The following is a 13,189-nucleotide window of genomic DNA, read 5'->3' as shown; positions in this document are numbered from 1 at the left end:
AGCCAACCAACCCGCTGACTGTTGGCAAATTTACCCGTACGGAGGGTTCACCGGCCGTTCTACGGTCAGGTCCAAGGTCGGTTGGGAGGTCCGGTGACCGTCAGTACTTCCGCGCGGCGTACCCGCGTCCACGTCACGGGCGCGGCCAGCACCTCGGTCCGCCCCGTCCTCGAAACCCAGCGGCGCCCCGCGCGCGTGCTCGCGGCGTTCCCCGCGGGCGTGTACCTGGAGGTCAGGACCGATCTGGAGCCCTCGGTGATCGCCGTCATCACGGGCGAGGCCACGCGGCTGCCGAACTCGGTGCTGCTCGCGGGGCCGCTGCCGCACCTCACGGTGGGTGACGACGCCTCGGTGGGCGACCGGCTGATCGAGCTCGGCCCGCTGAGCCTGAACGTGCGCCGCTGGTGGGATCCGGCCCCGCCGCTGGGGCGGCTCGATCCGGCCCGGCTGGAGGACCAATTGCCGGCGGACCCGCCGGGCGCCGGGCTGGCGGGCAACGGCGCCGTGGCCATGCTGGCGAGCAGCTGCGCGAAGGGCTGGCTGCTGGGAGCGGTGACGGCGGCGGAGCAGCTCGTCGGGCTCGGCCCCGGGCTGACGCCGAGCGGCGACGACGTGCTGGCCGGGCTGCTGGTGACGCTGCGGCGCCTGGGCACGGCGGCGGCCTGCGAGAAGGCGGTCTGGCTGGCCGGCTGGCTGGCGGCGACCGTGACGTTCGACGCGCGCACGCGTACGACGCCGATCTCGGCCACGCTCCTGCACTGCGCCGCCAGGGGCGAGGCCAGCCCCGAGGTGACCGGGGTGCTGCGCGGCGTCGCGGGCCGCCAGGCGCTCGAACCCGCCCTGCGCCGCCTGCACCGCCTCGGCCACACCTCGGGCGCCGACCTGGCCCAGGGCATCGCCATCGGCGTGGCCGCCGTCCGGTCGCTGAGCGGGGCGCGATGACCGGCCTGCCGCAGGCGGTGCTGGTACGGCGGGGGGCCTACCACGACTCGGTCACCCTCATGCGGGTCAGCCGGGCGCTGTCGGAGCTGCCGGGCGTGGAGGCGGCCATGGTCGCCATGGCGACGGACCTCAACGTCTCGATCCTGCGGGAGATGGGCTTCGGCGTCCCGGAGACCGATCCGGGCGACCTGCTGATCGCCGTACGGGCGAAGGACCCGGACGCGGCCGCCGAGGAGGCCGAGCGCCGGCTCACCGAGGTGGACCGGCCGGGAACCGGCTCCGACGAGCAGCCGCCGCTGACCACCCGCTCGGCCGCCGCCCGCGGCCCCGCGGACCTCGTGCTGGTCTCCACCCCCGGCGAGTACGCCTTCTTCGAGGCCCTGGACGCCATCGAGGCCGGCCTGCCCGTCATGATCTTCAGCGACGGCGTCACCGTGGCCCAGGAACGCCGGCTGAAGGAGCTGGCCGAGGCCAGGGACGTGCTGGTCATGGGCCCCGACTGCGGCACCGCCGCGATCGGCGGCGCCGGGCTCGGCTTCGCGAACGTGCTCACCCCCGGCCCCGTCGGCGTGGTCTCCGCGTCCGGCACCGGGGCGCAGCAGGTGACGTGCCTGCTCGACCGGGCCGGCGCCGGCGTGAGCCACGTGCTCGGGGTGGGCGGCAGGGACCTGTCCGCCGAGGTGGGCGGCCTGTCGGCGGCGCGCGCGCTGCGCATGCTGGACGAGGACCCGGCCACGGAGCTGATCGTGCTCGTCTCCAAGCCGCCCGCTCCCGAGGTGGCCCGGGCGGTGCTGGGGCAGCGGCTGCGCACGCCCGTGGTGCCCGTCCTGCTGGGCACACCCGCGCTCGCGCAGGCGGGCGGCCTCGCGCCGGCCGGGGATCTCACGCAGGCCGCCGAGCAGGCGTTGCGGGCCCTCGGCAGGCCCGTCCCCGAGTGGCCGTCCTGGCCCGCCCCGCCAGGCACGCGCCCCGCGCCCAAGCGGATCAGGGGCCTGTACTCGGGCGGCACGCTGGGCACCGAGGCCGCGCTGGTCGCCGGCCAGGGCGACTTCGTCGACTACGGCGACGACGCCTACACCAGGGGCAGGGCACACCCGATGATCGACCCGACCCTGCGGGCGGAGGCGCTGGCCCGCGCCGGCGAGCGGGACGTGGTGCTCATGGACGTGGTCCTGGGCCACGGCGCCGACCCCGACCCGGCCGCCTCGCTGGCCCCCGCGGTCGCCGGCACCCCGGCCACGGTGGTGATCGCCCTGATCGGCACCGAGGGCGACCCCCAGGACCTGCACCGCCAGGCCGCCGCCTTCCGCGAGGCGGGCGCCGCCGTCTTCACCTCCAACGCCCAGGCCGCCCGCCACGCCAGGAGCCTGGTATGACCTCACTGCTGACCTCCTCCCCGCGCGTGATCACCGTCGGCGCGGGCCTGCTCGACGAGGCGCTGCGCGCGCAGGCCGTGCCGACGGCCCCGGTCGCCTGGCGCCCGCCCCTGCCCGGCACCGCCGAGGCCCTGGCCACGGTGCTGGCGGACCCGCGCCGCCAGGCGGCCAACGAGCTGGCCGTGGGCAGGCTGACCTCGGCCCGCCCGCACCTGGTGGGCGTGCGGCGCGCCTCGGAGCTGCTCGGCGCGGACACGTTCCTGCACGCGGGCCCGCCCATCACCTGGGAGCGCGCCTCGGGCCCGATGCGCGGCGCGCTGATCGGCGCCATGCTCCTGGAGGGCAGGGCCGCGGACGAGCACGAGGCCGCGGACAGGCTGGCGGCGGGCGCGGTCGTGCTGCGCCCCTGCCACGAGCACGGGGCGGTGGGCCCGATGGCGGGCGTGGTGAGCCCGTCGATGTGGCTGTTCGAGGTGCGCGACGACGAGCACGGCGGCACCGCGTACTGCTCGCTCAACGAGGGCCTGGGCAAGGTGCTCAGGTACGGCGCGTACGGCCCGGAGGTGCTCGACCGGCTGCGCTGGATGGACCGGGTGCTCGGCCCGGCGCTGGCGGCGACGCTGGAGCGTACGGGCCCGATCGACCTGCGCTCGCTGATCGCGCAGGCCCTGCAGATGGGCGACGAGCTGCACAACCGCAACAGGGCCGCCACCTCGCTGCTGCTGCGCGAGCTGGCCCCGGCCGTGGTGGAGGCGGCGCCGGGCGCGGCGGCCGGGGTGCTGCGCTTCGTCAACGGCAACGACCACTTCTTCCTCAACCTCGGGATGGCCGCGGCCAAGGCCGCCACGGACGCGGCCCGCGACGTGCCCGGCTCGTCCCTGGTCGTGGCCATGGCCAGGAACGGCACCGACTTCGGCGTCCAGGTGTCGGGGCTGGGCGGGCGCTGGTTCACGGGCCCGGCGGGGGTGCCTGACGGGCTCTACCTCGGCTCGTACGGCCCGCAGGACGCCAACCCGGACATCGGCGACTCCACGATCACGGAGACGTCGGGGCTGGGCGGGTTCGCGATGGCGGCGTCGCCGGCCATCGTGCGGTTCGTCGGCGGCGAGGTGGCGGACGCGGTGCGGGCCACCCGCTCCATGTACGAGATCACGCTCGCCGAGCATCCCGTCTACCAGATTCCCGGCCTCGGTTTCCGCGGCACACCGGTCGGCATCGACGTGACGCTGGTGGCGCGGACGGGCCTGCTGCCTGTGGTCAACACGGGCATCGCGGGCCGGATCGCGGGGACGGGCCAGGTCGGCGCGGGCCTGGTGGAGCCGCCTGCGGAGGCGTTCACCAGCGCGTTGCTGGCCCTGGCCGAGGCGCATAAGTGATCCATTTTAATGCCGACATATCCCCACGTCAGTGGTGATGTAAGACATCATCACCTTCCCTTGCGGATTCGCCGCCGATATCGTAACGAACCTCATAATCTGCAAGTAGCGTGATGAACGCACGTGACGGATGAGGCGAGATGGGGGCGGGAACATGGCAGCCGACCGCTTGCTCAGCGGGCCCGGCTCAGAGGGAGGTGCCACGGGGGGCGCTCCGCAGAGCCAGGGACGCCTGATCGGCAGGCGCTACCGACTGATGTCGCCCGTAGGCAGAGGCGGCATGGGCATGGTGTGGCACGCCCACGACGTGCTGCTCGACAGGGACGTGGCCGTCAAGGAGCTGATCCTGCCCTACGGCCTGGACAACGCGGGCAAGCAGGTGGCCCACCGGCGCATGCTGCGCGAGGCCCGGTCGGCCGCGCGGCTGACGCACCCGGGCATCGTGACGGTGCACGACGTGGTCGAGGAGGACGGCCGGCCCTGGATCGTGATGGAGCTGGTCCGGGCGTGGTCGCTGGAGCAGGCCGTACGCCAGAGCGGGCCGCTCCCGGTGATCCAGGCGGCCGAGATCGGCATCCGGGTGCTCGACGCGCTCATGCACGCGCACGCCGCCGGGATCCTGCACCGCGACATCAAGCCGGGCAACGTCCTGCTGACCCAGGACCGGGTGGTGCTGACCGACTTCGGCATCGCGGCCATCGAGGGCGACGTCTCGATCACCCAGACGGGCCTGCTCATGGGGTCGCCGGCGTACATCCCGCCGGAGCGCCTGTCCAGCCAGCCGATCACGCAGGCGGCGGACCTGTGGTCGTTCGGCGCGACCCTGTACGCCGCCGTCGAGGGCCGCCCGCCGTACGAGGGGCCCGACCCGGTGGCGGTGCTCGGCGCGGTGCTCACCCAGGACCCGATCAGGCCACAGCGGGCCGGCTCGCTGATGCCCGTGATCGAGGGCCTGCTGCGCAAGAACCCGGCCGAGCGGCTCACCGCCACGCAGGTGATCGAGATGCTGGAGGCGGTGCTGCGCGCGCACGGCGCGCCCAGGCCGCGCGCCCCCGAGACGCTGCCCAGCCAGTCCGACCCGACCCCGGCCGGGCTGCTGCCCCCGCTGGAGACCCCGTCGGGGCCGATGCCCTCGCGCATCGTGGAGACGCCGTCGGGGCCGGTGCGGGTGCCGTACGACCCGCTGAACAGCCCGTCGGGCGGCCACTCGATGCCCTACGACGGGATGACGAGCCCGTCGGGCAGCCACCGCACCGACCAGCTCCCCCCGCTGCCGCGCACCCCCGGCCAGCAGCAGGGCCCGTACGACTCACTGGCCAGTTCGTCGGGTCCGTACGACTCGCTGAGCAGCCCGTCAGGTCCGTACGACTCACTGGCCGGCCCCTCGGGGCCGTACGACTCACTGGCCGGTTCCTCGGGGCCGTACGACTCGCTGAGCAGTTCCTCCGGTCCGTACGACTCGCTCGTGGCCCCGTCCGGCCCGCAGCAGCCGCCGTTCGGCGCGCCGACCGGCCCCCGGGTGGGCCGCCGCGGCGCCGACGACCTGGACGACCCGAGCGGCCCGCACCCCCAGCCGATCCTGCCGCTGACCACGGACAGCCGGAACTCCTCCGCCACCCCGTGGCCGCTGGCCTCTCCCGACGACCTGCGCGAGCAGTCGCGCGACCTGTCGCACGACGTCTCCCGCAGCCGCCTGGCCTCGCTGCCCGGCGGGGGCCCGCGGCCCGGCAAGAGCCGGCGCCGGGTGGAGGACGACGAAGGCGGCCCGTGGATCCGCGACGGCCGGCCCACGCCGCTCACGATCATCAGCTCCCTGGTGGCCGTGGCCGTCGTGGCGGGCGCCGTGTGGATCGTCCTGACGGGCGGCTCGCCGCAGACGCCGGTCACCGCCTCCGCCACCGTCTCCGAGAGCGCCACGACGGAGAACGCGACCGAGCCGTCGATCATCCCCGAGGGTTACGTGGAGCACACGGGCCCCGGGTTCTCGGCCGCCGTGCCCGACGACTGGAAGCTCGCGACGTCCGGCGGCGTGGCCACGTTCAGCGGCCCGAAGGACTCCGGCATGCGCATCCTGGTCGAGCGGGCCGCCCCGCAGAGCGACGGCGGGCTGTCGGAGCTGGGCAGGCTGGAGGCGGACGGCGGCATGGAGAGCTACATCCAGGTGCAGCTCCAGACCGTCCGCTACCGCACCTGGCAGGCCGCCGACTGGGAGTACACCTACACCACCCCCAACGGTGTCCCCATGCACGCCCTGACCAGGTACGTCTCCATCGACGACACCGCCGCCTTCAAGATCACGATGGATCTGCCCGACCTGAAGTGGGACGACCAGGCCGACACGCGCAAGGTGTTCCTCAACACGTTCCGGCAGGCCACCTGACCCATATTGCACCAACCGTTCCAAAACGTGTAGCGTGCCTGACATGGCACGACCGCGGAAGTTCGAGGAGGACCTGGCGATCGAGGCGGCCATGCGCGCGTTCTGGAGCGCGGGCTACGAGGCCACCTCGACGCAGGACCTGTGCGCGGCCACCGGGCTCGGGCGCAGCAGCATCTACAACACCTTCGCGAGCAAGCACGACCTGTTCGAGCGATCGCTGCGGCACTACATGGACGAGCGCAACGCCGGGCTCGCCGAGCTCATGGAGGGCGAGCTGCCGATCAGGGAGAAGATCAGGACCGTGCTGTGGTGGGCGGTCGAGCCCGATCCCCGCGACCCGGCCGGCTGCCTGGTGGTGAACTCGCTGGTCGAGCTGGGCCCGCGTGACCCGGAGATCGCGGAGCTGCTGCGCCGCGACAACGACAAGCGGGTCGGGATCGTCAGGACCGCGCTCGAGGCGGCCCGCACCCGCGGCGAGCTCGACGCGGACCGGGACCCGCTCGCCCTGGCCCGCTTCCTGGCCGCGACGGTCAGCGGCCTGCGCGTCACGGCCCGCGGCGGGGCCGACCGGGCCACGCTCGAGTCGATCGCGAACACCGCGCTGTCCGCCTTCTGACTTCTTCGTGCCCGCGTTTTGAACTGATCAATCTAAAACTGTTTCCGAAGGAGGAGGTCGCCATGCCGTTGGCGGTCTACATACTGGGGCTCTCGATCTTCGCTCAGGGCACCTCCGAGCTCATGCTGGCCGGGCTGCTCCCCGAGCTGGCGCGCGATCTCGGGGTGTCGGTGCCGGACGCGGGGCTGCTGATCTCGGCGTTCGCGATCGGGATGCTGGTGGGCGCGCCGGTGCTGGCCGTCGTCACGTTGCGGTGGCCGCGCCGTACGGTGCTGCTGGCGTTCCTGGGGCTGTTCGCGCTGTCGCACGTGGCGGGCGCGCTGACGTCCAGCTACGGCGTGCTGTTCGCCACCCGCGTGGTCGGCGCCTTCGTCTACGCGGGCTTCTGGGCCGTGGCGGCCAGCACCGCGATCGGACTGGTGCCCGCGAACGCCCGCGCCAAGGCGATGAGCGTGCTGGCCGGAGGGCTCACCGTGGCCACCGTCATCGGCCTGTCCGCGGGCACGGTGATCGGGCAGCACCTGGGCTGGCGGGCGGCGTTCTGGGCGGTCGCCGCGCTGTCGGCGCTGGCCGGCATCGGCGTGTTCGCCACGATCCCCGGCGGCCGCCCCGACCGGGACGGCACGCCCCGCGTGTCCGACGAGCTGCGCGCGCTGTCCAGGCCCGCCCTCTGGCTCGCCTACGGCACCACCGCGCTGACCACCGGCGCGCTGCTGTCGTCCTTCAGCTACCTCAGCCCGCTGCTGACCGAGGTCACGGGCCTGGACCCGGCCTGGGTGCCCGCCGTGCTCGGCCTGTACGGGGTGGGCGCCCTGCTCGGCATCACCGTCGGCGGCCGGATCGCCGACGCGCGGCCGTACCCGCTGCTGTACGCCGGCGTCACCGGCCTGATCCTGACCTCGGCCGCCCTGGCCGCGTCCGCGCCCGTGGCCCTGCTCGCCATCCCGCTGATCTTCCTGCTCGGCGCGTTCGGCTTCGGCACCAACCCCGCCCTGAACTCCCGCCCCTTCGCCCTGGCCAGGAACGCCCCCACGCTGGCCGCCGGCATGAACGTGGCCTCCTTCAACGTCGGCATCACCGCCGGCCCCTGGGCGGGCGGCCTGGCCATCGAGGCCGGCCTCGGCTACGCGTCCGTCGCCTGGATCGGCGCCGCGATCGGCGTGGCGGGCCTGGCCGCCGTCGCGCTCGGCGCCACCCTGCACCGCCGGAGCACGCTCGTCCAGGAGCTGTCCGGAACCCGTGAGATACGGTCAGCCGTATGAAGCTGGCGAGCATCTCCCGCTACCCCGTCAAGTCCACCTCGGGGCACGAGGTCACCGAGGCCGAGGTGCAGCCGTGGGGGCTGGCCGGCGACCGCCGCCACGTCATCACCGACGAGAGCGGCGCGGTGCTCACCGCCCGCCAGGAGCCGCGCCTGCTGGCCTGCGTGCCTGTGCTCAACAGCGGCGTGCTCGACGGCGGCGTGCTCGACGGCGGCGTGCTCGACGGCGGGGTGCTCACGCTGACGGGCCCGCACGCGGAGCCGCTGACGGTGGCGCCCACCGGCCCGAGGTCTGTCGTGCACCTGCCGAGGACGTCCGTGGAGGTCACCGACTGCGGCGACGCCGCGGCCGCGTGGCTGAGCGGGCTGGCGGGGCGGCCGGTGCGGCTCGGGTGGCTCGACGACCCGGCCCGCCGCCCGGTCGACCCGGCGTACGGCAGGCCGGAGGACCGGGTGAGCCTGGCCGACGCGTTCCCGCTGCTGCTCACCACGACGGCCTCGCTGGCCCGCCTCAACGACTGGATCGCCGGCACCGCGCTGGAGCTCGGCGAGGAGCCGCGGCCGATCCCCATGCGCAGGTTCCGGCCGAACGTGGTGATCGACGGCGTGACGGAGCCGTTCGCCGAGGACGAGTGGAAGCGCCTGCGCATCGGGGAGGTGGAATTCCGCGTGAGCAAGGGGTGCGATCGCTGCGTGCTGACCACGGTCGACACCACGACCTACCGCAAGGGCAAGGAGCCGCTCAGGACGCTCGCCCGGCACCGCAGGCGGAACGGCAAGGTCTGGTTCGGCGTGAACCTGATCCCCGACCTGATTCCCGGAACGTACGGGCGCCTGGCCCAAGGCGATCCCGTTCTCGTGCTCTGAAAAATCATGGCGAAAATCCTAATTTCCCGATAAATCAGATCACCGTCCTCTTTGGGGCATTGTTGGGGGTTATGCGAGACTTCACGGGTGACCAGTGCCCCCACCAAGCCCGCTGTCTCGCCCCCTGACCGGATTCAGCACGTACAACGGCGGACCCTGGCGGTCCTGTCCGCGGCGCAGATCGTGGGAGGCGTGGGCGTGGCCGTCGGGCTGGCGCTCAGCTCGGTCGTCGTGGACGAGCTGTCCCGGTCGACGGTGATCAGCGGCTTCGCGGGCACGGCCACCGTGCTGGGCGCGGCGCTGCTGGCCCTGCCCGCCGCCAAGGTGTCGAGCAGGGGCGGGCGCCGGGCGGGGCTGTCGCTGGCGTACACGGCGGCGCTGGTGGGCTGCGCGGTCTCGGTGCTGGCCATCAGCCTGCGCAACTGGCCGCTGCTGCTGGCGGGCCTGGTGCTCGTCGGCGGCGGCAGCGCGGGCAGCCTGGCGGCCCGCTACTCGGCCACCGACCTGTCGCCGAAGGACCGCTCGGCCCGCCACCTGTCGCTGGTCGTCTGGGCCTCGACCATCGGCTCGGTCGCCGGCCCGAACCTGGCCGAGCCCGCCGACCGGATCGGCATGAGCCTCGGGCTGGTGGAGAAGGCGGGGCCGTTCGCGTTCGCGGCCCTGGCGTTCGCGCTGGCGGTGGTCGTCATTCTCTGCTTCCTCCGCCCCGACCCGCTCAAGCTCGCCCGGGCCGGTACGCGCGAGGAGGACCCCGGACGCAACCGCACGATCCGCACGGCCTGGACGACCCTGCGCACCACCCCCATGGCCCGCCGCGCCCTGGTCATGATCGCCGTCAGCCACACGGCGATGGTCTCCGTCATGTCCATGACCCCGGTCAAGCTCCACCACGACGGCTCGAACCTGGACGTCATCGGCCTGGTGATCAGCCTGCACATCGCCGGCATGTACGTGCTCTCGCCGGTCGTGGGCTGGCTGGCCGACAAGGCGGGCAAGGTGCCGGTGCTGGTGCTCGGCTCGGCCCTGCTGCTGGCCTCCGCCGCCCTCGCCGGCACGGCGGGCCACCGGGTGTGGCAGGTGACCGCGGCGCTGATACTGCTCGGCCTGGGCTGGTCGTGCGGCCTGGTGGCCGGCTCGGCGCTGGTCACGGAGTCGGTGCCGATCGAGCGCCGCCCGGCCGTGCAGGGGCTGTCGGACCTGCTGATGAACGTCTGCGGCGCCACGGGCACGATCATCGCCGGCGCGATCGTCGGGCTGCTCGGCTACGGCATGCTCGGCCTGGTGGTCGGCATCATGGTCGCCGTGGCCGGCGCCTGGCTGACCGTCGTCTGGCGCCGCACGCCCTGACGGCGCCGCTCTCTGACCACCGCTGCTCCCTGACCACCACCGCTCCCTGACCACCACCGCTCTGTGACGGCCTCCGCTCCCTGACGAGCCGGTGAGGTCACTTCGCGTCCGCGTAGGACTTGACCGCCACCGCCTCCATCGGGAACCGCACCGGCGTCGCGCCGAACAGCAGCCGGCTGGCCTCGGCCGCCGAGGCCGCCACGGCCGCGATCACCTCCTCGGCCAGCTCGGCCGGGCAGTGCACCATCACCTCGTCGTGCTGGAAGAACACCAGCCGGGCCGGCTCGGGCAGCCGCCCCCGCAGCACGGCCAGCAGCGCCAGCGCCCACTCGGCCGCCGTGCCCTGCACCACGAAGTTGCGCGTGAACCGCCCGCGGTCCCTGGCCGCCCGCCCGCCCTCGGGCCCCGACACCAGCTCCTTCCACCGCTCCGACGGTGGCGGGCTGGTGCGACCGAGCCAGGACCGCACGATCCGCCCCTCCTCCCCCGCCTTGGCCGCGTCCTCCACGAACTGGTACGCCTTCGGGAAGCGCTGCCGCATCACGGCCAGCAGCTTGGAGGCGTCGCCGCTGGTGCCGCCGTACATCGCGGACAGCATCGCGATCTTGGCGTTGGCCCGCTCGCCGCCGAACGACTGCGCCAGCGCGGAGTACAGGTCGATCTCCCCCGCGGCCCTGGCCAGCCCCACGTCGCCGGCCATCGCCGCCAGCACCCGCGGCTCCAGCTGCGCCGCGTCCGCGACGATCAGCATCCACCCGTCGTCGGCCACCACCACCCGCCGCATCACCTTGGGGATCTGCAGCGCCCCGCCCCCGTTGGTGGCCCACCGCCCGGACACGACGCCGCCCACCACGTACTCGGGCCTGAACCGGCCGCCGCGCACCCACTGGTCGGCCCACGTCCACCCGTGGGCGCTGAACAGCCTGGCCAGCTCCTTGTAGGCCAGCAGCGGCGCCACCGCCGGATGGTCGATCTGCTTGAGCTCCCACTGCCTGGTCGTCTTCAGCGCCACGCCCGCGCCCTTGAACGCCTTGACGAGCTGCTGCACCGAGTCGGGGTTGACCGGGTGCCCGAACGCGGCCGCCACCTCGTCGGCCAGCGCCTGCAGCCTGGCCGGGCGCATGCCGTGCACGGGACGCGGCCCGAGCAGGTCGGTCAGCAGCGCGTCGTGCACGTCCCTGCGCCACGGCATGCCCTCGTGCGACATCTCGGCCGCGACCAGCGCGCCCGCCGACTCGGCCGCCACCAGCAGCCGGAACCGGCCGGGCTCGGGCAGCCCGGCGATGCGCCGGAGCTGGTCGGCCAGCACCTCGGCGACCGCCTCGGCGCCGAGCGGCTCGGGCGCGAACAGCGTGCCGGGCGCGCTCGGCTGCTCGTCCGGCACGGGCAGCCCGCGCAGCCTGGCGTGCGCGGCCCTGGCCGAGCGCGGCTCGCCGTAGCGGCCCTCGTACGCCAGCAGCAGCCCCTCGGTCAGCGCGAGGTCGTGGCAGCGCGCGACCCGCACCCCCCGTTCCAGCAGCGGAGGGTACGACTCCCGCGCGTCCGCCCAGACCCACCGCGGCCCCTCGGCGGCCTCCAGCTCGCGCACCTCCCGCGCCAGATCGGCGGGACGGCGCGCCGCGCCACCGACCGGCAGCACCGTCTCCCCTGCGACCACGACGTACACGTGGTCAAGGGTGCCAAACGGCCCCGACAAAACGGCACGCGGTCAGCCACGGGGTCAGGTGAGGCTGATGCGCACCTCGTCCTCCAGCGGCGGCTCCAGCTCCTGCGCCAGGCAGCCGGTCGCCGCGAAGCAGCGCAGGGTCAGCTCCTCGGGGGTGACCGTGGCGTGCAGGAACTGCTTGAAGAACGGCGGCGTGTCCCAGTCGGACAGCTCGGACAGGTAGCGGTGGAACACCCGGTCCACGGGCAGCCGCAGCGGCCACGGCCAGGCGCCGAGCAGCCGCGCCGCCCACCGCATCCGCCGCGTGATCTTCACGGGCCCTTCAGGGGTCCTGACGGGCTCGTTCCTGATGTGCTCCGACATGATGCACAGCGCCTCGGAGGGCGTCAGGTAGAGCCACTTCATCCGCAGCCGTTTGGCGTAGAGCTGGCTGTAGAAGGACAGCGAGTCGCCGCGCAGCGGGTAGCACTTGAACGCGTCCTCGTGCACGCCTCCGACGTCCACGCGCCCGATGGTGTGCGTGGCGTGCATGAACGCCCCGCCGCCGCCCGACACGACGTACTGGATGACCCGGTCGCCCACCTGGACCGGATAGCGCTGGTAGTTGTGCACGTCGCCGCCGATGGCCGCGACGTACCGGTGTGCCGGGTCGCGCACGATGTCGTCGATCGTCCCGCCGCCCTCCAGCGGCGACGGCTTGTAGGCGTTGCCGGTGTAGATCGGCTTACCGGTCACCAGGACCTTCGGCCTGGGGTCGAGCGAGACCGCCCGCAGCCAGGCCGTCTGCCGCTGGTCGAGGACGTTCCTGATGCCGGTGTCGACGCCCACGATCAGCAGGCTGTCGCTCTCGATCGTCCAGTACGGGCCCGGCTGCGTCGCCTGCTGCGACGGCCTGCCCCTGAGCTTGCGCGCCTCGGCCAGCTTCGCCTCGTCGACGGTCTCCGGCTTGCGCCACAGCAGGCCGCGCAGGCCCCGGTCCGGCTTCGGCTTGAGCGGCGGCGCGTCGCAGAAGACCCGCATGAAGCCGCCGAGGCCGTCGTACCAGTCGTGGTTGCCGGGGATGGCGTAGATCGGCGCGTCGTAGTCCTGGTACGGGCGGAAGAACTTGTCTCCGTACTCGTTGCCCGATCCGGTGGGGTAGACCACGTCGCTGGCGATGATGGCGAAGGAGGTCTGTTCGCCGAGTTTCAGCATTCCGGGAACAACGGCGTACTGGGAGGCGTCACCTTCTCCGGTATCGCCCAGCAGAAGGAAACTGAAATGAGTCCCGACAGCCGGTTTGATGCGAAATTCCGGATCAATCCCGCGCGCTTCCTGGGACTCCACCCAGCGTGCCCGCACCTCCCCTGACGGATCCC

The 13,189-nt window shown here is 73.5% G+C and carries 10 protein-coding genes; 8 read left to right on the top strand and 2 right to left on the bottom strand.

The features are described 5' to 3' along the window. The first annotated feature begins 93 nt into the window (after window positions 1-93). The 8 genes from HD593_RS64305 (at window position 94) to HD593_RS14505 (ending at window position 10,165) form a co-directional block, all read left to right on the top strand. A complete protein-coding gene (locus HD593_RS64305; protein ID WP_312903471.1) occupies window positions 94-942 on the top strand; it encodes an oxamate carbamoyltransferase subunit AllH family protein in 849 nt (282 codons plus the stop codon). Further along, entirely contained in the window at window positions 939-2,318 is a 1,380-nt protein-coding gene (locus HD593_RS14535) for an FdrA family protein (RefSeq protein WP_185102676.1), read from the top strand. Before HD593_RS64305 ends, HD593_RS14535 begins: the two co-directional genes overlap by 4 nt. Then, entirely contained in the window at window positions 2,315-3,694 is a 1,380-nt protein-coding gene (locus HD593_RS14530; RefSeq protein WP_185102675.1) for a YlbE family protein, read from the top strand. Before HD593_RS14535 ends, HD593_RS14530 begins: the two co-directional genes overlap by 4 nt. A gap of 130 nt (window positions 3,695-3,824) precedes the next feature. Next, entirely contained in the window at window positions 3,825-6,074 is a 2,250-nt protein-coding gene (locus HD593_RS14525; RefSeq protein WP_312903470.1) for a serine/threonine-protein kinase, read from the top strand. A 43-nt stretch (window positions 6,075-6,117) separates the two neighbouring features. After that, on the top strand, window positions 6,118-6,690 hold the full coding sequence (locus HD593_RS14520; RefSeq protein WP_185102673.1) for a TetR/AcrR family transcriptional regulator: 573 nt from the start codon (window positions 6,118-6,120) through the stop codon (window positions 6,688-6,690). A gap of 62 nt (window positions 6,691-6,752) precedes the next feature. After that, window positions 6,753-7,952, top strand: a complete 1,200-nt coding sequence (locus tag HD593_RS14515) for a Cmx/CmrA family chloramphenicol efflux MFS transporter (RefSeq protein ID WP_185102672.1) — start codon at window positions 6,753-6,755, stop codon at window positions 7,950-7,952. Then, on the top strand, window positions 7,949-8,818 hold the full coding sequence (locus HD593_RS14510; RefSeq protein ID WP_185102671.1) for an MOSC domain-containing protein: 870 nt from the start codon (window positions 7,949-7,951) through the stop codon (window positions 8,816-8,818). Before HD593_RS14515 ends, HD593_RS14510 begins: the two co-directional genes overlap by 4 nt. 87 nt (window positions 8,819-8,905) lie before the next feature. Then, window positions 8,906-10,165 (top strand): MFS transporter, encoded by a 1,260-nt coding sequence (locus HD593_RS14505; RefSeq protein ID WP_312903469.1) that lies wholly within the window; start codon window positions 8,906-8,908, stop codon window positions 10,163-10,165. A gap of 97 nt (window positions 10,166-10,262) precedes the next feature. Here the strand turns inward: HD593_RS14505 and HD593_RS14500 are convergent, their stop codons facing one another. Together HD593_RS14500 and HD593_RS14495 are read right to left on the bottom strand one after the other, a co-directional pair. Continuing rightward, window positions 10,263-11,831: a bifunctional 3'-5' exonuclease/DNA polymerase gene (locus tag HD593_RS14500; RefSeq protein ID WP_185102670.1), complete on the bottom strand. Its 1,569-nt coding sequence runs from the start codon at window positions 11,829-11,831 to the stop codon at window positions 10,263-10,265. 54 nt (window positions 11,832-11,885) lie between these two features. Then, window positions 11,886-13,157, bottom strand: a complete 1,272-nt coding sequence (locus HD593_RS14495; protein WP_341850711.1) for a metallophosphoesterase family protein — start codon at window positions 13,155-13,157, stop codon at window positions 11,886-11,888. Window positions 13,158-13,189: the final 32 nt, after the last annotated feature.

Origin of the sequence: Nonomuraea rubra, from assembly GCF_014207985.1 — a bacterium.
In the GTDB taxonomy this organism is placed as follows: Bacteria; Actinomycetota; Actinomycetes; order Streptosporangiales; family Streptosporangiaceae; genus Nonomuraea; species Nonomuraea rubra.
Note: the sequence above shows the minus strand (reverse complement) of the source record. Positions and strands in the feature narration are given on the sequence as shown.